We start from the raw sequence: 20,537 nt of genomic DNA, 5'->3' as shown, positions 1-20,537 counted from the left end.
TAGGGGCGAATTAAGATTCTTTTTCTTTATTTGCAAGGCTCTTTTCAGTCAAAGCCTTGTCCCGGTCCAAAACCGGCTTGAGGTATTTGCCAGTCCAGGACTCTGGGCAAGCCGCAACTTCTTCCGGCGTCCCCGTGCAAACCACCTGGCCGCCCCGCTCACCGCCGTCCGGCCCCAGGTCGATCAGCCAGTCAGCCGTCTTAATTACGTCCAGGTTGTGCTCAATTACCAAAACAGTGTTGCCCTGGTCAACCAGGCGCTGGAGGACTTCCAAAAGACGCTTGATGTCATCGGTATGCAGACCGGTAGTTGGTTCATCCAGAATATAGAAATTCTTCCCAGTTGACAATTTTTGCAGTTCGCTGGCCAGTTTCATCCGCTGGGCTTCCCCGCCGGATAAAGTGGTCGCCGGCTGCCCCAGCTTGACATAACCCAGGCCCACATCAACGATGGTCTGCAGCTTGCGGTGGATCTTTGGAATATTGACGAAGAAGTCGCAGGCTTCACTGATGGTCATGTCCAGAACTTGGGCAATGTTCTTTTCCCGGTAGGTCACTTCCAGGGTTTCGGAATTATAGCGCTGGCCGTGGCAGACCTCACAAGGAACGTAGACGTCTGGCAGGAAGTTCATTTCAATCTTGAGGATCCCGTCCCCGTGGCAGGTCTCGCAGCGCCCGCCCTTGACGTTGAAGGAGAAGCGGGCCTTGGTGTAGCCCCGCATTTTGGCTTCATTGGTCTGGGCAAAAAGGGTCCGGATATCGTCAAAGACGCTGGTATAGGTCGCCGGGTTGCTCCGCGGCGTCCGGCCGATCGGGCTCTGGTCAATGTCGATCACCTTTTCGATATTCTTCCAGCCAGTCAATTTCTCATACTTGCCCGGCTTGGCAGAATTGTGGTTGAGCTTCTGGGCCAGGACTCTCTTTAAAATTTGGTTGACCAGGGTAGACTTGCCGGACCCGGAAACCCCGGTCACGACCACGAATTCGCTCAATGGAAATTCAACGGTAATATTCTTCAAGTTGTTTTCCGCTGCCCCGGTCAGCTTCAGCTTCTTGCCGCTGCCCTTGCGCCGCTTCAATGGAACTGGAATGAACTTTTCTCCCCGTAGGTACTGGCCGGTCAAAGACTTTGGATTGGCCATGACTTCTTCCGGCGTGCCGGCCGCCATGACTTCCCCGCCAAAACTGCCGGCGCCTGGTCCCATGTCGATCAAATAGTCAGCTGCCCGCATGGTTTCATCATCGTGTTCAACGACAATCAAGGAGTTGCCCAAATCCCGCATCCGCTTCAAAGATGCAATCAAGCGGTCATTATCCCGCTGGTGCAGGCCAATAGAAGGTTCGTCCAAAACGTACATGACCCCTGACAGGTTGGAGCCAATCTGGGTGGCCAGGCGGATCCGCTGGGCTTCCCCACCGGACAAAGTCCCGGCTGATCTGGACAGGGTCAGATAATCCAGGCCGACGCTGACCAGGAAGTTCAAACGGTCGCAGACTTCCTTCAAAATCGGCTTGGCAATGGCTGCTTCCTGCTCGCTTAAGTCAACTTCCTTGAAAAAGGCCAGGGCATCCTTGATCGACAAATCGCTGGCCTCAGCCAAATTCTTGCCATTTACCTTGACTGCCAAAGCCTTCTCATTGAGCCGCTTGCCGCCACAGACCTCACAGGGCAATTCCGTCATGTACTTGCCCATGACTTCCTGCATGAACTTGGACATTGGCTTGGCATAGCGGCGGTCGACATTGTTGATCACCCCTTCAAAAGGCTGCTTGGTGTCGTTGACCCCAAAGTCGCCTTCCAAGTGGAAGTGAATTTCCTTGTCTGACCCGTTCAAAATGATGTCTCTTTGCCGCTTGGTCAGCTTTTTAAAAGGCTTGTCCATCGGGATCTTCAAGGCCTGGCAGGCCTGCTCCAGCATCCCCATGTAGTACTTTGACCCTGCCCAAGGAGCCAGGGCACCATCAGCTAAGCTCTTATCCTTATCCGGAACCACCAGGTCCGGGTCAACCGCCAATTTCATCCCCAGGCCATCGCAGGCCGGGCAGGCCCCAAATGGCGCGTTGAAGGAGAAGAGGCGGGGCTCCATTTCCCCAACCGTGAAGCCGCAAAGAGGACAAGCGTAGTATTCAGAGAAGCTGAGCTTTTCGCCCCCAATTACGTCAACATCCATATAGCCTTCAGACAGGCGCAGGGCCGCTTCAGCCGAGTCAAAGAGGCGGGACCGGATCCCGTCTTTGATAACTAAACGGTCAACCACGATTTCAATGTCGTGGCGCTTGTTTTTCTCCAAGGCAAACTCTTCGCTGGCATCGTGCATCTCACCGTCAACGATCACCCGGACATAGCCGGCCCGGCGGATTCTGGCAAAAACTTCCTTGTGCTCGCCCCGCTTGCCCCGGATAACCGGGGACAAAAGCTGGATCTTGCTTCTTTCCGGCAGATCCAGAATCCGGCTCACCATCTGGTCCACCGACTGCCGCTGGATCAAGGTGCCGTCATTTGGACAATAAGGGTGGCCGACTCTGGCCCAAAGCAGGCGGAGGTAGTCGTTGATTTCGGTAACCGTGCCGACTGTTGAGCGGGGGTTGTGGGAGGTCGTCTTCTGGTCGATGGAAATAGCCGGGTTGAGGCCGTCGATTGAATCAACGTCCGCCTTGTCCATCTGGCCCAGGAACTGGCGGGCATAGCTGGACAGGGATTCGACATAGCGGCGCCGGCCTTCAGCGTACAGGGTGTCAAAAGCCAGTGAGCTCTTGCCAGAGCCGGACAGGCCGGTAATAACGACCAGCTGGTCTTTAGGAATGGTTACGTCGATGTCTTTTAAATTGTGCTCGCGGGCACCGCGGATGACGATTTTTCTATCTGCCATTGAAGTCCTTGCCTTTCTTCTTAATCGGTTTTCTCACCGAGCCTTCCAGCTCGATAATTGCGTCGCGGAGGTTAGCCGCGCTTTCAAAGTCCAAGCGCTTGGCCGCGTCTTGCATCTGCTCTTGCAAGTTGCTAATCATCTGCTTCTTCTGCTTGGCCGTCAGTTCATCGAAGTTGAGGTCGGCGAAGGAGTCTGACTTTTCTGCTTCCTTGTCGGCCTTGACCACGGAGATCATGTCCCGAACCGGCTTGATGATAGTCTTTGGCACGATCCCGTGCTCTTCGTTGAATTTCATCTGAATGGCCCGGCGGCGGTTCGTTTCATCAATCGCCAGCTTCATGGAATCGGTGATCCGGTCAGCGTACATGATGACCTCACCATTGGCGTTCCGGGCAGCCCGGCCCATGGTCTGGATCAGCGGCCGGTAAGCCCGCAGGAAGCCTTCCTTGTCCGCGTCCAAAATGGCAACCAGGGAAACTTCCGGCACGTCGATCCCTTCTCTGAGCAGGTTGATCCCGATCAAAACGTCAAACTTGCCCAAGCGGAGGTCCCGGATGATCTGCATTCTTTCCAAAGTCTTGATGTCCGAGTGCAGGTAGCGGACCTTGATGCCCAGGTCTTTCAAGTAGTCGGTCAGGTCTTCAGCCATCTTCTTGGTCAAAGTGGTGACAAAAACCCGCTCGTTTCTTTCAATCCTCAGGTTGATTTCAGCAACCAGGTCGTCGATCTGCCCTTCAATTGGCCGGACTTCGATTTTCGGGTCCAAAAGCCCGGTTGGCCGGATGACTTGTTCCACGATCCGGCTGGTGCGGTTTAATTCGTAGTCACCCGGGGTGGCTGACACGTACATGATCTGGTTGACGTGCTGCTCAAATTCCTCCAGCTTCAAGGGCCGGTTGTCCAAAGCTGACGGCAGGCGGAAGCCGTAGTCGATCAAGGTCTGCTTTCTGTTCCTGTCCCCATTGTACATGGCCCGGATTTCCGGCATGGTAGCGTGGGATTCATCGATTAAAATCAAGGAATCCTTGGGGAAGAAGTCCAAAAGGGTGTAAGGCGGCTCACCGGCCTTGCGGTTTTCCATCTGCCGGGAGTAGTTTTCAATCCCGTTGGTGTAGCCGACTTCTCTCAGCATTTCCAAATCATAGGTGGTCCGCTGCTTGATTCTTTCTGCTTCCAGCAGCTTGCCCTCTTTTTCAAACTTCTTGACCTGCTCATCCATTTCGGCCTTGATCCGGTCGATAGCGCCGGCCAATTGCTCATCATTGGTCATGAAGTGGGTAGCCGGGAAAAGGGAGATGCTGTCTCTGACCCCGTGCACTTCCCCGGTCAAGGGGTCGACTTCGACAATCCGGTCGATTTCGTCGCCAAAAAATTCAATCCGGTAGGCCCGGTCAGAATAGCCGGCCGGGAAAACTTCCACGACGTCACCCCGGACCCGGAAGCGGCCCCGCTGGAAGTCGATGTCGTTTCTGTCGTACTGGATGTTGACCAGGTCCCTAAGCAGGGTGTTTCTTTCGTATTCCTGGCCGGTGTAGACGTTTAAGACGCTGGCCGCGTATTCTCTTGGGTCACCCAAGCCGTAGATGCAGGAAACAGAAGCCACCACGATGACATCGTTTCTGGACATCAAGGCGCTGGTAGCCGCGTGCCGCAACTGGTCGATTTCATCGTTGATCGAGGCGTCTTTTTCAATATAAGTGTCTGACTGGGGCACGTAGGCTTCCGGCTGGTAGTAGTCATAGTAGGAAACGAAGTATTCCACGGCATTGTTTGGGAAAAATTCCTTAAATTCATTGTAGAGCTGGCCAACCAGGGTCTTGTTGTGGGTAATGACCAGGGTCGGCTTGTTCATTTTGGCAATTACATTGGCCATGGTATAGGTCTTCCCCGTCCCCGTTGCCCCCTTGAGGATCTGCTCTTTATCGCCGGCCTTAAAGCCGGCCACGAGCTGGTCGATGGCCTGCTGCTGGTCACCAGCGGGCTTATATGGTGAGACGAGTTCAAATTTGTTGTTGTCTTGCCGCTTGATCACGGTTCTTCCCCCTTAAACTTGCAATAATCAGTCGTACTCTATTTTACTACCCGAACATAGATTCTAACAATATTTTGCTCAAAGAAAAAAGCAGCAGACTTTTTGTCCGCTGCTTTGAATATCTATTTCAAAAATCCCTTGGCTTGCAGGTAGTTGTAAGCTTCCTGCCCGGCCACGCTGCCTTCGCCAACGGCGGTCGTGACCTGGCGCAGGTCCTTTGGCCGCACGTCGCCGGCCGCGAAAATCCCTTCCTGCCGGGTCCGCATCAATTCATCAGTTGGAATCCAGCCGTTTTCGTCCAAGATGTCCAGGTCTTCCAGGGCCTTGGTCACTGGCAAAACGCCCACGTAAATGAAGACGCCCTTGGTGGCAAATTCCTTCTCTTCCCCGCTGACCTTGTCCTTGTAGCGGATCCCGCTGACCTTGCCGTCTTCACCGACGATTTCTTCGGTCAAGGCGTTCCAGACGAACTTGATCTTCGGGTGCTTGAAGGCCTTCTCCTGCAGTTCAGGCTTGGCCCGCAGCTGGTCTCTTCTGTGAACGACCGTGACTGACTTGGCAGACTGGGCCAGGTAGAGCCCTTCCTGGATGGCTGAGTCGCCCCCGCCGATCACAGTCACGTCTTCATCTCTGAAGAAGGCTGCATCGCAGACGGCGCAGTAAGAAACACCATGGCCGGAATAAGTTTCCTCCCCCGGCACGTTCAAGTGCTTGTGCTCTGAGCCAGTCGCGATGATCACGGCTGGAGCCAAGTATTCCTCGCTGTCAGTAATCACCCGCTTGTAGTCGCCTTCCAGCTTGACGGCCTGGACGTCGCCATATTCATAGCTGGCCCCGGCGTTTTGCACGGTCTGGTACATCTTTTCGCCCAATTCCGGCCCCTGGACTTCCACAAAGCCCGGGTAATTGTCGATGTCGGCAGTATTGTTCATCTGCCCCCCGTAAATCCCCCGGTCTAAGAGCACCGTCTTCAGGTTGGCCCGGGCCGCGTAAACCGCCGCCGTCATGCCGGCTGGACCGGCACCAATGATTACTACGTCAACTTCTTTGGTCATAAACAGCCTCCTTGTTACTTACTTTTTACAAGTAATATAATACAGGATTTTCAAAAGATTGCAAGCCCCCCTGCTTAGATTCTGATTTCCGGTCCCATCTGCCGGCTCATCATCAGCTTGATCTCATCGTCGATCTGGGCTCCCTCATAGAGGACCTTGTAGATGGAAGCTGAAATCGGCATGTCCAAAGAATACTTGTCACAAATTTCGTGGACGGCCTTGACGGTCGTGGCCCCTTCAACCACCTGGCCCATGTTGGCCAAAACTTCATCCAATGGCTTGCCCTGGCCCAGCTGGTAGCCGCAGCGCCAGTTCCGGGAGTTAACTGATGTACAAGTGACGATCAAGTCGCCGATCCCGGACAGGCCGCTGAAGGTCCAAGGCTGGCCGCCAAAGGCCACGCCCAGGCGGGTGATTTCCGCCAGCCCCCGGGTCATCAAGGCCGCCTTGGCATTGTCCCCGTAGCCCAGGCCCGCCAGGATCCCGGCGGCGATGGCGATGACATTCTTCACGGCTCCGCCGACCTGGACCCCGATTGGGTCGTTGCTGGTGTAGAAGCGGACGTAGTCATTTGAAAAAATCTTCTGCATCTTGGCCGCGTTGTCCAGACTGGTTGAAGCTAAGGTGATGGCCGTCAGGTCCTTTTGGGCGGTATTTTCCGCGTGGCTGGGACCGGACAGGACGATCATCTTGTCAAAGCCGTCCGGGTAGATTTCGTCTTTAAAAATCTGCAAAACCAGCTTTTTAGTCCCCGGCTCAATCCCCTTGGTGGCCGAAACCAGGTAAGGCTGGCGGCCACTTTCGTCCAAAAACTGCCGGACTGCTTTAGCCACTGACCGGATGGCGCTGGTCGGCACGGCAAAGAGGATAATGTCACAGTCTTTCAGAACCTGCCCCATGTCGATGCTGGCCCAGACGCTCGGGTTCAAGGTCCAGTCCTTCATGTAGTGCAAGTTGGTGTGGTCTTGGTTGATCTCATCAGCAATAACTTGCCGGTGGGCGTAAAGGGCCACCTCGTGGCCGTTGTCAGCCAGCATGGAAGCCAGGACTGACCCCCAGGAACCGGCGCCTAAAACGGAAATTTTTGTCATTTTTTCTACCTCTCGTATGGATATTTTAGACCGCTACCATCAAGATACCACTTTGGCTTGACTTTGACACGCCGGTAGACAAATAAAATAACCACAGCTATTAAAAGCAGGAGGCTGAGGGCCTGGGAAACCCGGATGACACCGAAAATATAAAGGCTGTCCGTCCGCATCCCTTCCACGAAAAAGCGGACCACGGAATACCAGGCCAGGTAGAACATGAAGACTTCCCCTTGCTTAAAAAGATGCTTCTTGTGCCGGAGGGAGAGGATAATGATCAAGCCGATCAGGTTGAAGAAAGATTCATACAAGAAGGTCGGCTTGTAGTAGCTGCCATTAATATACATCTGGTCGATGATGAACTGGGGCAAGTGAAGGTTTTGCAGATACTGCAGGCTGCACTTGGCCCCGTGGGCCTCCTGGTTCATGAAGTTGCCCCACCGGCCCAGGACCTGGGCCGCCATCACGCCAGGCGCCACGATGTCCAGGACCAGAAATGGCGGCAAGAAGCGCCGGTAGCAGAAGACCAAAAGGACGATTGCCCCGGCGATCAAGCCCCCGTAAATGGCGATTCCCCCGTTCCAGATGGCGATAATCTCATCCGGGTGCTGGGAAAAGTAGCCCCATTCAAAAATGACATAGTAGATCCGGGCCCCGATAAAGCCGATCGGCACGCCCCACAAGAGCAGGTCGATGAAGTCGTCGCTCATAATCTGCCGTCTTTGCCCTTCTCTGATGGACATGAAGGTGGCCAGCAGGATTCCGCAGGCGATGATGATTCCGTACCAGCGGACATGAATGTTGCCGATACTGAAGGCAATTGGATTCAGTGCTAAAGTCACTAGTCGTCTTCACCCCGCTGTTCTTCTTCGGTATTTTCCGCGATCAGGCTGGTCAAGTTTTCGTCAAAAGTCTTGGCCGCGTCAAAGCCCATGGCCTTGGCTCTAAAGTTCATGACGGCTACTTCCACGATGTTTTCCATGTTCCGGCCGACCTTAACCGGGATGGTGACCTGCGGCACGGCGATGCCGCAGATGATCCGGGTGTTTTCCTGGAAGCCCAGGCGGTCGTAATTGGCCTTGGAGTCCCAGTTGGTCAGGTTGATGACCAGGGAAATCTCTGTTTCGTCCTTGATGGCCCCAATCCCAAAGAGCTTAAGGACGTCAATAATCCCGATCCCCCGGATTTCCATCAAGTGCTTCAAAATGCGCGGGGCTTCCCCGACCACGGTCTCGTGGTCTCTCTGGTAGACGTCCACCCGGTCGTCAGCGATCAAACGGTGACCGTGCTGAACCAGGGCCAGGGCAGTTTCGGACTTGCCGACCCCGGATTCCCCGGTTAAGAGAACCCCCATCCCAAAGACTTCGACCAAGACCCCGTGGACGCTGCTTCTTTCGGCCAGCTTCACGGCCAGGTACTGGGTGATCATGCTCATCAAGTAGGTCGTGGTGTCGTTGGAAATCAAAATCGGAGTCCCGGCTGCTTCCGCCGCCTCCTTCAGTTCAGCTGGCACCGGCAGATTGCGGGAAACCAGCAGGCAAGGAGTTTCTTTCTGGCAGATTTTTTCAAAAACCCGCCGGCGCAAATCGTGATCCAGGCGGGCAGCGTATGAGATTTCTGTTCTGCCCAAAAGCTGGACCCGGTCAGCCGGGTAAAAATCAAAGTAGCCGCTTAATTCCAGTCCCGGCCGGTAAACGTCGGAAACCGTAATCTTCTTGCCGGCCACATATTCTTGTCCCTGCAGAACCCGCAGGTTGGAATTGTCATTAATGAGTTCAGTTAGTTTTACCTTGTTCGTCATCATGTGCCTCACTCTCATCAACATTTCGCACTGTCACATCTTGCGCCTGTTTCCGCGGCCGCTCCGGATCTGCCTGGCCGGGCTTGAACCAGTCTGGATCCGGCCGGCTAGGCAGCTGGTATTTTTTACGCCAGTAAAAGCGGTAGTAGAGCCATAACAGCAAAATTACGACCAGGCCCACCGGCAGCAAGGCGATCAAGGCCTTGAAGAAAACCGAGAGCAGGGCCAGGGCAACTACAGCCGCCAAAACCAGCAGTACAATCGTGATAAATGACATGTTTTTCCTCTTATTCTGGGTTCTCCTGGCTCAAACGCCACTGAAGGTATGCATAGATGAAGGGATCCAGCTTCCCGTCCATGACTCCGCTCACATCAGCAGTTTCATAGCCGGTCCGGTGGTCTTTAACCATGCTGTAAGGGTGGAAGACGTAAGACCGGATCTGGGAACCCCAGGCAATATCCAGCTGCTCGCCCTTCAAGGCCGCCTTTTCCTTGCGCTTCTTTTCTTCTTCCAGGTGGAAAAGCTTGGCCCGCATTTCATTCATGGCCGTATCCCGGTTCTGGAACTGGGAGCGCTGGGCCTGGGAAGTCGTCACGATCCCGGTTGGAATGTGGGTGATCCGGACGGCACTGGAAGTCTTGTTAATGTGCTGGCCGCCCGCCCCGGATGACCGGTAGACGTCGATTCTGAGGTCCTTCGGGTCAATGTCGATTTCAATGGAGTCATCGACTTCAGGGATAACTTCAACCGAGGCAAAAGAAGTGTGCCGTCTTTTGGCTGAATCAAAAGGCGAAATCCGGACCAGGCGGTGAACTCCGTGTTCAGACTTGAGCAGCCCATAGGCATTCTTGCCGGAAATCCGGACGCTGACGCTCTTTAAGCCGGCTTCATCGCCTGGCTCAAAGTTGTTGACTTCAAATTTCAGACCTCGGGAGTCACAATAGCGCTGGTACATCCGGAGCAGCATGTTGCCCCAGTCCATGGCTTCAGTACCGCCGGCGCCTGGGTGGATTTCCATCAAGGCATTGTGGTCATCATACTCGCCCGACAAGAGCAGGTTCAGTTCATACTGGTGGAACTCTTCCTGCAGCTTGGCCAGCTGGTCTTCGGTGTCCTTTTGCAAGTCTTCATCTGCTTCCAGGCGCAGCAATTCCAGGGCGGTTTCTTCGTCGGTCAGGTCTTTTTCCAAGGCCAGGAAGGAGTCCCGCTTTTCCTTAAGCAGGTTGGTCTCACTGATCAATTTCTGGGCCTTTTCCTGATTGTCCCAAAAGCCCGGTTCCGCCATTTTAGCTTCGTTGATTTCAATGCTTTCGCTGATATTATCGAAGTCAAAGAGACCCCCTGAAGTGGTTAAGCCGGGTCCGCAACTCGTCTAAAGCATTTTGAATTTCACTGATTTCCATTGTCTTTTTCCTTTGCTAAAAATTCTTGTTTTGACTTACTTAGATTATAACCAAAAAGAGGAGGCTCCCGCCCCCTCTTTTATAATTTGTTAACGACTCAAGTTGTTTCTGATCTGAGCCTTCATGAAGAGGCGAGTCACGTCAAACTCGATGTCGCTGATCATTTCTTCAAACATGTTGTAGCCGGAGTCCTGGTATTCAACCAGTGGGTTAAGCTGGCCATAGCCCCGCAGGCCGATTGACTGCCGCAATTGGTCCATGGCGTCGATATGGTTGGTCCAGTGTTCGTCAACCACGCGCAGGATAACCACCTTTTCAAATTCCAGCATTTGTTCCGGATCTGCCAGGGCAGATTCTTTTTCCTGGTAGTTGTCTTCAACCAGTTGGTAAAGCTGCTTCTTAAGGGCATCTGGCGTGAAGGTCTTAAAGTCGATTTCTGAATCAACGTATTCTTCACTGGCCAGGCTGGACACGATGAAGTCACGCAAAGAGTCCAGGCGCCAAGTTGACCGGTCGCCTTGGGTGAACATGTCCACTTGGTGGTCGATGGTCCGGTGGATCATTGGCAGCAAGACGCTCTTCAAAGACTTCTGCTCATCGATGACCTGCATCCGTTCCTTGTAGATAATTTCACGCTGGATCCGCATAACGTCGTCGTATTGCAGGGTCTGCTTACGGGTGTCGTAGTTGTTCCCTTCAACCCGCTTCTGGGCAGATTCAACCTGGCGGGTGATCAAACGGCTTTCGATAACCTTGTCGTCGTCATTGTCAGACAGGCGGTCAAGGAAGTCCTTGACCCGGTCGCCCCCAAAGCGCTTCATCAAGTCGTCTTCCAGGGACAGGTAGAAGCGGGTGTAGCCCGGGTCACCCTGCCGGCCGGACCGGCCCCGCAGCTGGTTGTCGATACGGCGGGATTCGTGTCTTTCAGTCCCGATTACGGCTAAACCGCCCAGTTCCTTGACGCCAGGCCCCAGCTTGATGTCAGTCCCACGCCCGGCCATGTTGGTGGCAATCGTGACCGCCCCTCTTTGGCCGGCATTCATGATGATGGCTGCTTCTTTGGCGTGGTTCTTGGCGTTCAAGACAGCGTGCGGGATGTGTTCCTTGTCCAGCATGTGGCTCAAGCGTTCAGAAGATTCAATGGCCACCGTGCCGACCAGGATTGGCTGGCCCTTGGCGTGCCGCTGCTTGATTTCGTCAACCACGGCCTTGAACTTGGAGTCCAGGGTCGGGTAGAGCAGGTCTGGCATGTCCTGTCTGATGACTGGCCGGTTGGTCGGGATAGTGATGACTTCCATGTTGTAGATTTCACGGAATTCTTCTTCTTCAGTCTTGGCCGTACCGGTCATCCCGGCCAGCTTCTTGTACATTCTGAAGTAGTTCTGGTAAGTAATCGTGGCCTGGGTCTGAGATTCTTCCTGGATCTTGACCCCTTCCTTGGCTTCGATAGCCTGGTGCAGGCCATCTGAGTAGCGCCGGCCTTCCATAACACGGCCGGTAAAGGAGTCGACGATCAAGACTTCACCGTCTTGAACCACGTAGTCGATGTCCTTGAGCATGATGTAGTTGGCCCGCAGGGCTTGGTCGATGTGGTGGACCAGCTTCTGGTTTTCAACGTCGTAAAGGTTCTTGAGGCCAAAGTGGTCACAGGCCTTCTGGATCCCGGTTCTGGTCAGGGAAATGGTCTTGGTTGGCCAGTCGATCTTGTAGTCGCCGTGATCTTCATCGTCATCAGCGTCATTGTCGCTCTTGTCTTCAACCAGTTTCTTGACAAAGCGGTCAGCCCGGACATAGTCGGCGTTGGCTTGTTCAGCTTCACCGGAAATGATCAAAGGCGTCCGTGCTTCGTCGATCAAGATGGAGTCAACTTCGTCGATGATGGCGTAGTTAAGCGGCCGCTGAACCATTTGTTCCTTGTAGACAACCATATTGTCCCGGAGGTAGTCAAAGCCCAGTTCGGAGTTGGTTGAGTAGGTTACGTCGCAGGCGTAAGCTTCCCGCTTTTCTTCCGGAGACATGGTGCTGACGTTCAAGCCAACTGTCAGACCCAGCCAGCGGTAGAGCTGGCCCATTTCAGTTTCGTCACGGCTGGACAGGTATTCGTTGACAGTAACAACGTGCACGCCCTTGCCGGACAAAGCGTTGAGGTAAACCGGCATGGTGGCCGTCAAGGTCTTACCTTCACCGGTCATCATTTCGGCAATGTTGCCCCGGTGCAGGGCAATCCCACCCAGGATCTGCACGCGGAATGGGTACAGGCCCAAAACCCGCTTGGAAGCTTCCCGGGATACGGCGAAGGCTTCCGGCAGCAGGTCGTCTAAGCTTTCGCCCTTTTCGATGCGGCTGCGGAATTCCGGCGTCTTGGCCTGTAATTCTTCGTCAGAAAGAGCGGCCATTTGGTCAGCGTATGACTCTACTTGGTCAGCAATTTTTTCAAAACGCTTAAGTTCTCTTTTGTCAGCGTTGTATAACTTCTTTAAAATGTTTGCCATCTAATCGTCCTTAATTCTGATATTTAGTCTAAAATCACAGAATAATTTTAACATGTAACTGCCAAAAATTAAAATAATCTACAAAAATAAGCAGGGCACAATAATTATCGTGCCCTGCCTGGCTTGCTGCCTTAGTATTCAGTTAGATATCCGGCAAAACTATTCGTTAGTTTCAATCAAGCCGTAGCTGCCGTCGTTGCGGCGGTAAACCACGCTGGTGCCGTTGGTTTCAGCGTCTTGGAAGACGAAGAAGTCGTGTTCCAGCATGTCCATTTGCAAGATGGCTTCTTCTGGGTCCATTGGCTTCAAGTTAACCCGCTTGTTGCGGACGATCTTGAACATTGGAGCCTTTTCTTCCTTCTCTTCTTCAACCGGAGCTTCTTCAGGAACAAAGAATTCTTCTACGCCCTTTTCCCGGCTCTTGCGGTTGACGCGGGTCTTGTACTTTCTGATTTGGCGTTCAAGCTTTTCGGAAACAAAGTCAATGCTGCGGTACATGTCATCCGTAGTTTCTTCAGCTCTCAAAACCAGGTATGGAAGCGGGATAGTTACTTCAACCTTAGCTGAGTGGTCACGGTATACCTTCAGATTTACATGAGCGATTACGTCCTGGCTCAGATCAAAGTACTTTTCCAACTTGGTCAAGCGCTTTTCAACATAGTCTCTCAAAGCTTCAGTGACTTCAATATTTTCGCCACGAACATTGTACTTTAACATAATAATTATCTCCTTTCCCGCTTGCGCGGTTTCTTTACACCCATATTATACCAAACTTGAAAGCGCTTTGTGAAAATATTTAGCGACTAATTGAAAAACTTTCGACCTGGCATTCAGGAAAAGCCGTTTCAATCGCGTCGCGCGCGTGATAAAGCGTTCGGCCTGTGGTGTAAATGTCATCCAAAAGGATGATCTTGCCTGTTATTTTACCCCTAAATTCCGGATTTAGAAAGAAATTTTGCTTGGCCTGCATCCGGGCTTTTTTGTCCTTTTCTCCCTGGGCCCCAGCCCCTGCCTTCTTGGCTAAAAGCGGAGTTAGAGGCAAAAGAGGATTAAAAATTTCCCAGACTGTATCATAGCCCCGCTTCTTCCGGTGCTCGGGTGAAGTTGGGACAGGCACGTAGTAGTCAGCTGCTAATTTCTGGACAGCCGGGGCGGCTAATTCCTGCAAGACTTGGCAGAGCAGGTAGTCCCCGTAGCGCTTGTAGCGGACCATCAAGTCGTGAAAGGCCTGGTTGTAGCAGTAGATGGCCTGGTTTTGCAAAAAATCTCCCTGGTAGATCCGCCGCCACTTCTGGCAGTCCTGACAGATTTCCCCATTAGCCTGCCGGCGGCCGCACTGGGGGCAAAAGACGGGGCCGATTTGGTCAAACTGCTTGCGGCAGGCTGGACACAGGCAGGAAGTCTTAATTTTGCCCGGCAAAAGCAGGCGACTGATATCCAGGTCTTCGGTAAAAGCCTGGTCGCAAAAAAGGCAAAGGCTCATCCCCGGTTCATCTCCTTGATCTGCTTGACCGCGCTTCTGATCTGCCGGCTGTAGCGCCGGTAGCAAAACAAGACCAGGCCGTCCGGGTCCTGCTTGTCTCTGCCCACCCGGCCGGCGATCTGGACCAGGCTAGCGGCGGAATAAATCTCATCGTCAGCCGCCACGATGATCACCCAGACATGCTTAAAAGTAACCCCCCGCTCCAAGATTGTGGTCGTCAAGAGCAGGTCGAGCTCTCCTTTTCTGAATTTCTCCACCTTCTCCAGCCGGTCCGGGTCCTGGGCGTAGACTGTTGCCAGGCGTTTATTTGGCAGGAGCTTTTTGACGGCGGAAAAATACTGGCGCATCTGGGAAATTCTAGGCAAAAAGACTAAAAGGGGGTGGCCGCTTTCCGCGGCCATTTTGATCCGCCGGGCCAGCTTGGGATGCAGGCGGCCTTTGGCCAAAAAGGGCTTAATGTAGAAGTCAAGCCGGGGCACGGGCAAGGGGTAGCCGTGAAAGCGGCGGTTGAGCCTAACGACGGCCAGTTTCCCCTGCTTGACTTTTTTCAGCAGGTCCTCTGGCGGCGTCGCCGTCAAAAAGACCCGGCTGCCCGTTTTCTTAACGGCATTTCCCGCAGCAAAATGCAGCTGAGGATTGCCGGCATAAGGGAAGGAGTCGATCTCGTCGATGATCAAAAGATCAAAGGCCTGGTAGTACTTAAGCAATTGGTGGGTCGTGCAGATGACCAGCTGCTCATTGGCAGGCTGCTTTTCCTCCCGGCCATGATACTTGCCGATCTCCACTTCCCCAAAGGCGGCCACCAGGCGGGGATAAAGCTCATTGACCACGTCGATTCTGGGCGTGGCGATAGCCACCCGGCAGCCGCGGCTGAAAGCCTCAGCCAATAAGGGAAAAATCATCTCCGTTTTCCCCGCCCCAGTCACGGCCTCGACCAGGCAGTCCGCTTTAGCCGCGAATTTTTCCAGCAAAAAGCAGCTCACGCCCTCCTGGCGCTCTTTCAGCTGCCCAGTCCAGGTCATCCCCGCTTTAGCCGGATAAGAGCCGCTAGCGGCTTGCCGGACCAAAATCTTGCCCTCATCCAGCCGGCCTAGGCCCACGCAAGCGCGGCAATACAAAAATCCCGACGGCAGACGCGCCCAGCAGGAGCTGCCGCAACGCTGGCAGATGCCATTTTCTATGGCAGGAATTGCCGTCTGCCCCTCTTTTATGCTATTATCCACTTTGTCAACCAGCCATTGGCGGCCGGCCAGAGATTCTTTTTCTTCTGTCACTTTTTTCGCCTCCACTAACTAATACACCAAAAAGGGATGATTTTTTGTCAAAAGAAGCAGATTTTTTAACGATCAAAGAAAACGGCCAGCATGAGCTGGTCATCAAGAAGAGCCGCTTTATCGCGACTTTTGCCCGGGTCCAGGATGAAGAAGAAGCCCGGGACTTCATCGCCGCTACCAGCAAAAAGTACCACGACGCCACCCACAACACCTATGCTTACACCCTGGGCATCAATGATGACCGGGTCAAAAGCAGCGACAACGGCGAACCAAGCGGGACAGCCGGGGTGCCGGAATTAAAGACTCTCCAATTGATGGGCCTAAAAAATGTCGCCGTCGTCGTGACCAGGTATTTCGGCGGAATCAAATTAGGGGCCGGCGGCCTCATCCGGGCATATTCTTCCAGCGTCAGCGAGGCTGCTGAAGCAATCGGCATCGTCAAGCGGGTCAAGCAGCAGGAATTGATTTTTACCATCCCCTACAACCGCTATGACAAGGTCGACCACTTCCTCAAGGAGAAAGAGGTCTATGTTGCCGGCACTGAATACGGCGTAAACATCACCATTTCCGTCTACCTCGACCTGGACCAGATTGCCCCCTTCATCAGCGATTTGACCGAGCTCTTAAACGGGGAACCAGACCTGATCAAGGGTGACCAGCGCTATAACGAAATTCCCGTCAAAAGCGGAGAAAAAAGATTCTGACCAAAAATGACCAAGCATTTCTGCTTGGTCATTTTTTTATCTGTTCAGTTTTATTGTTTTTTATCTTTATCGCTATTTTTACCACTATCCTTTTTGTCAGCCGGCCGGTGGCCGCCCTTAGACCGTTCCTGCCACTTCTGGGGCTTGGCCTCACCCTGGTGCCAGACTTCAACGTCTGGCTCCTTGGTATGGGTGCTATGCAGGACCAAGCGGTTAATCAAGTGGCTGAGGGGCTTGTATTTTTCCCCTAAAAGGCCAATCGATTCCACAAAGAGCTCAACAGCGATCAAGAGACCGACCAGCAAGAGGGCCATGGCCCAGAGCGGCGACAAGAGGAAGAGCATGGACACAAAAGAGAAAATCAAAGACAGGGCGTAAATCACCAGCACCGTCTGTCTTTGGGTCAAGCCCAGGTTCATCAGCTGGTGGTGAAGGTGGTGCTTGTCCGCCTGGGAAATCGGCTTCTTGTTCAGCTTGCGGCGGATCATAGCATAGACCGTGTCAGAGATCGGCACGCCCAAGATGATCACTGGCACCAAAAGAGAAATGAAGGTCACGTTCTTCAAGCCTTTTAAGGCTAATACCGAGATCATGAAACCCAAGTAGAGGGCCCCAGTGTCCCCCAAAAAGATCTTGGCCGGGTTGAAGTTGTAAGGCAGAAAGCCCATGAGGCAGGCCGCCAGCATGAAGCAGGCAATCGGTACGTACAGACCCTGGTTGCGCAAGAAGAAGTAGCCGACAATCCCCATGGTCAAAAGGGAGATGCAGGAGACCCCGGCGGCCAGGCCATCTAAGCCGTCAATCAAGTTGACCGCATTAGTCAAGGCCAGGATCCAGAAGATGGTAACCGGCAGGCTGAGATACCATGGCAGGTTGATAGTCTGGCCGGTAAAAGGAATGTTCAGCTCTGTCATCCTAACTTCGGCCAAGTAGTATGTGATCATGGCCGCGACAAAGATCCCGGCCATTTTTTGCCCGGGCTTGAGTTCTAAAATGTCATCAATCATCCCGGTCAAGACGATCACGCTGGAAGCCAGCAGGAGGGCAAAAAGCTCGTGGGTCGGGAACTGCTCTCTGAGCAAAATGAAGGTCCCGATGTTGTAGGTCACGAAAATTCCCAGCCCCCCGATAGTCGGCATAGGCTTCTTGTTGACCCGGCGGGCGTTAGGATTGTCCACTGCCCCCAGGACAAAGGCCAGGCGCCGGATGAAAGGCGTGATCGCCACTTGGATGATCACCAGTAAAAAAAGGTCAACGATAATCTTAAACATGAAATTCTGCTTTCTGAGTCTAGTTGAATTAATTATACCGGGCTTTAAGGCGATTTGCCAAATGGTAACAAAAAAGTCCAGAATTCAATCTGGACTTTCTTTATTATTTGGCAACTGCCACGGCACGTTTCTCCCGTATTACGGTGATCTTGATATTGCCTGGGTAATCGAGTTCTTTCTCGACCCTGTCTCGGATTTCATGGGCCAAAACCGTGGTCTCATCATCTGAGATCTTGGCCGGCTCAACCATTACGCGGACCTCCCGGCCGGCCTGGATGGCATATGCCTGCTTGACGCCGTCATAGCTGCCAGCAATGTCTTCCAGTTCGGTCAAGCGGCGGATGTAGTTCTCCAAGCTTTCGCTTCTGGCCCCAGGCCGGGCGGAGGAAATCGTGTCCGCCGCCACAACCAGGTCAGCAATAAAGGAGAGCTTCGGCACGTCGCCGTGGTGGGCAGCAATCGCATTGACCACCAAGTCCGGTTCATGGTATTTCCGAGTCAATTCAACACCGATTTCTACGTGGGAGCCTTCGATATCGTGGTCAATTGCCTTGCCAATATCGTGTAATAATCCCGCGCGAACCGCTAATTTTTCATCCAAACCAAGTTCAGCTGCCATGGTCCCGGCCAGCTTCCCGACTTCAATCGAGTGCGCCAGCACGTTCTGGCCATAGGAAGTCCGGTACTTTAACCGGCCCAGGATCTTGACCAGTTCCGGGTTCATCCGGTGGATGCCCAGTTCCATCAAGGCACTTTCGCCGGCCTCGTAAATATCGTCGTTGACTTCCTTGCGCGCCTTGTCAACCATCTCTTCGATCCGGGCCGGATGAATCCGCCCGTCCTTGATCAGTTTCTGCAGGGCCCGCTTGGCAACTTCCCGTCTGATGGAGTCAAAACCGCTCAAGGTAACCGTCTTTGGCGTATCGTCAATGATCAGGTCAACCCCAGTCATGGCTTCAAAGGAGCGGATGTTCCGGCCTTCACGGCCAATGATCCGCCCCTTCATGTCATCATTTGGCAAATCCACGACTGACACGGTCGTTTCCGCGACCGTATCCGCCGCGCTGCTCTGGATGGCATCCACGATGATTTGGTGGGCAAAGCGGTCGGCTCTGGCACTGATTTCTTCCTCGTTAGCCCGAATCATCTCCGCCTTCTCCTTGGTCAGGTGATCGGAGACCTGGGCCAAGACGATCTTCTTGGCCTCTTCTTCGTCTAAGTGGGAGATTTCCAGCAGCTTGTCATTCTGCTTCTCTACCAGCCCGTGCGCTTCTTCCAGCAAACCAGCAGCTTTTTCTTCCTGCTGTTTGATTTGGTCTTTCCTTTGTGTGAGTTGTTTCTCCCGGTCATCGAGCAGGCTGCTGCGGTGATCCAGGGTATCTTCTTTCTGCTGAAGGCGGTTTTCCTTGCGGGCCGCTTCATCGCGGCGCGCGTTCAGCTCGTCTTCAACCTTCTGCCGGTAATCCCTGATTTCTTCCTGGGCCTCCAGGATCTTGGCCTTCTTCTCCGTTTCAGCATCCCGCTTAACGGCTTCGGCGGCCTGTTTCTGCGCCTGGACTTCGGCCTTGGCTACTTCGACTTCGGCTTTCGCCTTGGCCAAAATTGCCTCCCCGCTCTGCCGGGCGTTTTCTGCCTTGGTTTCCCAGGCATTCTTCCGGATGGCATAACCAATCAGGCATCCCACGACAAGTGAAATAAGAAAAATTACAGCGACTGTTGCGAGAAAAAATATAGTATTATTCATCATGAGTTACGTCGCCTTTTTATTTAGAATTATTCACACATTACTAATCATATGTTACATTTTTGGTCAAGTCAATTCCTTAGCTGCATTTGAAGAAACAAAAAAAGATTGCCGCGCTCTTGCTGGCAATCTTTCTTTTCGGCAAAAATGGCCTATTTATCAGTCTTTTCCGGGCTTGCAGCCGCTTCTTGCTTGTCTTCAGCAGGGGCAGCTGCCTTCTTAGCCCGCTGCTCCTTGATCTTCTCTGGATTTTCCTTTTCTTCCAGAGATTCAGCATCGATCCCGTAAGCCTTGCGGACCTGGGACTGGATGTCCTCGTAGATGTCCGGGTGCTCTTCCAGGTACTTCTTGGCGTTTTCCCGGCCCTGGCCGATCTTTTCGCCATGGTAGGAGTACCAGGCCCCGGCCTTGTCGACGATGTCCTGGTCAGCGGCCATGTCCAGCAGTTCGCCGGACTGGGAAATCCCCTGCCCGTACATGATGTCGACTTCAGCTACCTTGAATGGCGGGGCAACCTTGTTCTTGACCACCTTGATCTTGACCCGGTTCCCGATAACGTTGGTGGACTGCTTGATCTGCTCAGCCCGGCGGACTTCCAGCCGAATGGTTGAGTAGAACTTCAGAGCCCGGCCACCTGGGGTGGTTTCGGGATTGCCGAACATGACGCCGACCTTTTCCCGGATCTGGTTGATGAAGATGGCAATGGTCTTGGTCTTGGCAATCGTGCCGGAGAGCTTGCGCAAGGCCTGGCTCATCAAGCGGGCCTGCAGGCCGACGTGGGAGTCGCCCATTTCACCTTCGATTTCAGCCCGCGGCACCAAAGCAGCAACTGAGTCGACCACGACAATGTCAATGGCCCCGCTGGAAATCAAGGTGTCCGCAATCTGCAGCCCTTCTTCCCCAGTGTTTGGCTGAGACAGGATCAGCTGGTCGATGTCCACGCCCAGGGCTTCAGCGTAAGCCGGGTCCATGGCGTTTTCCGCGTCGATGTAGGCAGCCGTGCCGCCCCGCTTCTGCACTTCGGCTACGGCGTGCAAGGCAACAGTGGTCTTACCGGAAGATTCCGGCCCGTAGATTTCCACGATCCGGCCCCGCGGGTAGCCGCCCACGCCCAAAGCCGCGTCCAGGGCCAGTGAGCCTGATGGAACAGTTGAGATCTGGGTGTCGACCTTCTCGCCCATCCGCATGACCGCGCCTTTACCGAAATTCTTTTCAATTTTCTTTAAAGCAGCTTCAAGAGCAGCTTGTTTTTCATCTTTAGCCAAATTTTTTCCCTCCTGGAAACTTACTAATAAACATTATACTTTGAAGGCCGGGTAA

Annotated in this window: 16 protein-coding genes; 1 reads left to right on the top strand and 15 read right to left on the bottom strand. The window is 53.5% G+C overall.

The features are described 5' to 3' along the window. Nucleotides 1-10: 10 nt before the first annotated feature. From uvrA to ACYVUT_RS03080, 12 genes are all read right to left on the bottom strand, one after another. A complete protein-coding gene (gene uvrA, locus ACYVUT_RS03135; protein WP_439775313.1) occupies nucleotides 11-2,869 on the bottom strand; it encodes an excinuclease ABC subunit UvrA in 2,859 nt (952 codons plus the stop codon). Beyond that, nucleotides 2,859-4,901 (bottom strand): excinuclease ABC subunit UvrB, encoded by a 2,043-nt coding sequence (uvrB, locus tag ACYVUT_RS03130; protein ID WP_484499922.1) that lies wholly within the window; start codon nucleotides 4,899-4,901, stop codon nucleotides 2,859-2,861. The genes uvrA and uvrB overlap by 11 nt, the downstream gene beginning before the upstream one ends. Before the next feature lie 122 nt (nucleotides 4,902-5,023). Next, a complete protein-coding gene (trxB, locus tag ACYVUT_RS03125; protein ID WP_439775311.1) occupies nucleotides 5,024-5,956 on the bottom strand; it encodes a thioredoxin-disulfide reductase in 933 nt (310 codons plus the stop codon). A 74-nt stretch (nucleotides 5,957-6,030) separates the two neighbouring features. Then, nucleotides 6,031-7,047 carry an NAD(P)H-dependent glycerol-3-phosphate dehydrogenase gene (locus ACYVUT_RS03120; RefSeq protein WP_484501464.1) on the bottom strand — a complete coding sequence of 339 codons (1,017 nt, stop codon included), beginning with the start codon at nucleotides 7,045-7,047 and terminating at the stop codon, nucleotides 6,031-6,033. Between the two features lie 5 nt (nucleotides 7,048-7,052). Next, nucleotides 7,053-7,886, bottom strand: coding sequence for a prolipoprotein diacylglyceryl transferase (gene lgt / locus ACYVUT_RS03115; RefSeq protein WP_439775309.1), 834 nt, complete (start codon nucleotides 7,884-7,886; stop codon nucleotides 7,053-7,055). Next, entirely contained in the window at nucleotides 7,886-8,845 is a 960-nt protein-coding gene (gene hprK / locus ACYVUT_RS03110) for an HPr(Ser) kinase/phosphatase (RefSeq protein ID WP_439775321.1), read from the bottom strand. Before hprK ends, lgt begins: the two co-directional genes overlap by 1 nt. Then, on the bottom strand, nucleotides 8,820-9,122 hold the full coding sequence (locus tag ACYVUT_RS03105) for a hypothetical protein (RefSeq protein ID WP_484501463.1): 303 nt from the start codon (nucleotides 9,120-9,122) through the stop codon (nucleotides 8,820-8,822). Before ACYVUT_RS03105 ends, hprK begins: the two co-directional genes overlap by 26 nt. A gap of 10 nt (nucleotides 9,123-9,132) precedes the next feature. After that, nucleotides 9,133-10,249 (bottom strand): peptide chain release factor 2 gene (gene prfB, locus ACYVUT_RS03100; RefSeq protein ID WP_484501462.1). Its coding sequence is split into 2 segments (ribosomal slippage): nucleotides 9,133-10,176 and nucleotides 10,178-10,249, totalling 1,116 coding nucleotides; the frame shifts between segments, so codons are not numbered across the junction. Between the two features lie 89 nt (nucleotides 10,250-10,338). Further along, complete coding sequence (gene secA, locus ACYVUT_RS03095; protein WP_484501461.1) at nucleotides 10,339-12,741, bottom strand: preprotein translocase subunit SecA; 2,403 nt, start codon at nucleotides 12,739-12,741, stop codon at nucleotides 10,339-10,341. A gap of 159 nt (nucleotides 12,742-12,900) precedes the next feature. After that, entirely contained in the window at nucleotides 12,901-13,458 is a 558-nt protein-coding gene (gene hpf, locus ACYVUT_RS03090) for a ribosome hibernation-promoting factor, HPF/YfiA family (RefSeq protein WP_439775305.1), read from the bottom strand. Between the two features lie 79 nt (nucleotides 13,459-13,537). Then, nucleotides 13,538-14,224 (bottom strand): ComFC family protein, encoded by a 687-nt coding sequence (locus ACYVUT_RS03085; RefSeq protein ID WP_484501460.1) that lies wholly within the window; start codon nucleotides 14,222-14,224, stop codon nucleotides 13,538-13,540. Beyond that, complete coding sequence (locus ACYVUT_RS03080; RefSeq protein WP_484501459.1) at nucleotides 14,221-15,498, bottom strand: DEAD/DEAH box helicase; 1,278 nt, start codon at nucleotides 15,496-15,498, stop codon at nucleotides 14,221-14,223. The genes ACYVUT_RS03085 and ACYVUT_RS03080 overlap by 4 nt, the downstream gene beginning before the upstream one ends. Before the next feature lie 44 nt (nucleotides 15,499-15,542). Here ACYVUT_RS03080 and ACYVUT_RS03075 point away from each other — a divergent pair, with 44 nt between their 5' ends. Next, the gene (locus ACYVUT_RS03075) at nucleotides 15,543-16,202 is read left to right on the top strand and encodes a YigZ family protein (RefSeq protein WP_484501458.1); all 660 of its coding nucleotides are present in this window, start codon (nucleotides 15,543-15,545) and stop codon (nucleotides 16,200-16,202) included. A gap of 50 nt (nucleotides 16,203-16,252) precedes the next feature. Here the strand turns inward: ACYVUT_RS03075 and ACYVUT_RS03070 are convergent, their stop codons facing one another. The 3 genes from ACYVUT_RS03070 to recA all read right to left on the bottom strand — a co-directional run bounded on the left by ACYVUT_RS03070 (nucleotide 16,253) and on the right by recA (nucleotide 20,482). Next, entirely contained in the window at nucleotides 16,253-17,473 is a 1,221-nt protein-coding gene (locus tag ACYVUT_RS03070) for a glycosyltransferase family 4 protein (protein ID WP_484501457.1), read from the bottom strand. 103 nt (nucleotides 17,474-17,576) lie between these two features. Further along, nucleotides 17,577-19,220, bottom strand: a complete 1,644-nt coding sequence (gene rny / locus ACYVUT_RS03065; protein WP_484499913.1) for a ribonuclease Y — start codon at nucleotides 19,218-19,220, stop codon at nucleotides 17,577-17,579. Between the two features lie 149 nt (nucleotides 19,221-19,369). Next, the gene (gene recA, locus ACYVUT_RS03060; protein ID WP_439775299.1) at nucleotides 19,370-20,482 is read right to left on the bottom strand and encodes a recombinase RecA; all 1,113 of its coding nucleotides are present in this window, start codon (nucleotides 20,480-20,482) and stop codon (nucleotides 19,370-19,372) included. Nucleotides 20,483-20,537: the final 55 nt, after the last annotated feature.

The sequence above is a fragment of the Lactobacillus sp. WILCCON 0059 genome (genome assembly GCF_057197985.1).
This window is presented reverse-complemented; position numbering and strand designations above follow the sequence as displayed.

Coding starts and splice junctions, on each gene's coding strand:
- uvrA (WP_439775313.1), bottom strand. CDS start 2,869: ATGGCAGATAGAAAAATCGTCATCCGCGGTGCCCGCGAGCACAATTTA.
- trxB (WP_439775311.1), bottom strand. CDS start 5,956: ATGACCAAAGAAGTTGACGTAGTAATCATTGGTGCCGGTCCAGCCGGC.
- ACYVUT_RS03120 (WP_484501464.1), bottom strand. CDS start 7,047: ATGACAAAAATTTCCGTTTTAGGCGCCGGTTCCTGGGGGTCAGTCCTG.
- hprK (WP_439775321.1), bottom strand. CDS start 8,845: ATGACGAACAAGGTAAAACTAACTGAACTCATTAATGACAATTCCAAC.
- ACYVUT_RS03105 (WP_484501463.1), bottom strand. CDS start 9,122: ATGTCATTTATCACGATTGTACTGCTGGTTTTGGCGGCTGTAGTTGCC.
- secA (WP_484501461.1), bottom strand. CDS start 12,741: ATGGCAAACATTTTAAAGAAGTTATACAACGCTGACAAAAGAGAACTT.
- hpf (WP_439775305.1), bottom strand. CDS start 13,458: ATGTTAAAGTACAATGTTCGTGGCGAAAATATTGAAGTCACTGAAGCT.
- ACYVUT_RS03085 (WP_484501460.1), bottom strand. CDS start 14,224: ATGAGCCTTTGCCTTTTTTGCGACCAGGCTTTTACCGAAGACCTGGAT.
- ACYVUT_RS03070 (WP_484501457.1), bottom strand. CDS start 17,473: ATGTTTAAGATTATCGTTGACCTTTTTTTACTGGTGATCATCCAAGTG.
- rny (WP_484499913.1), bottom strand. CDS start 19,220: ATGATGAATAATACTATATTTTTTCTCGCAACAGTCGCTGTAATTTTT.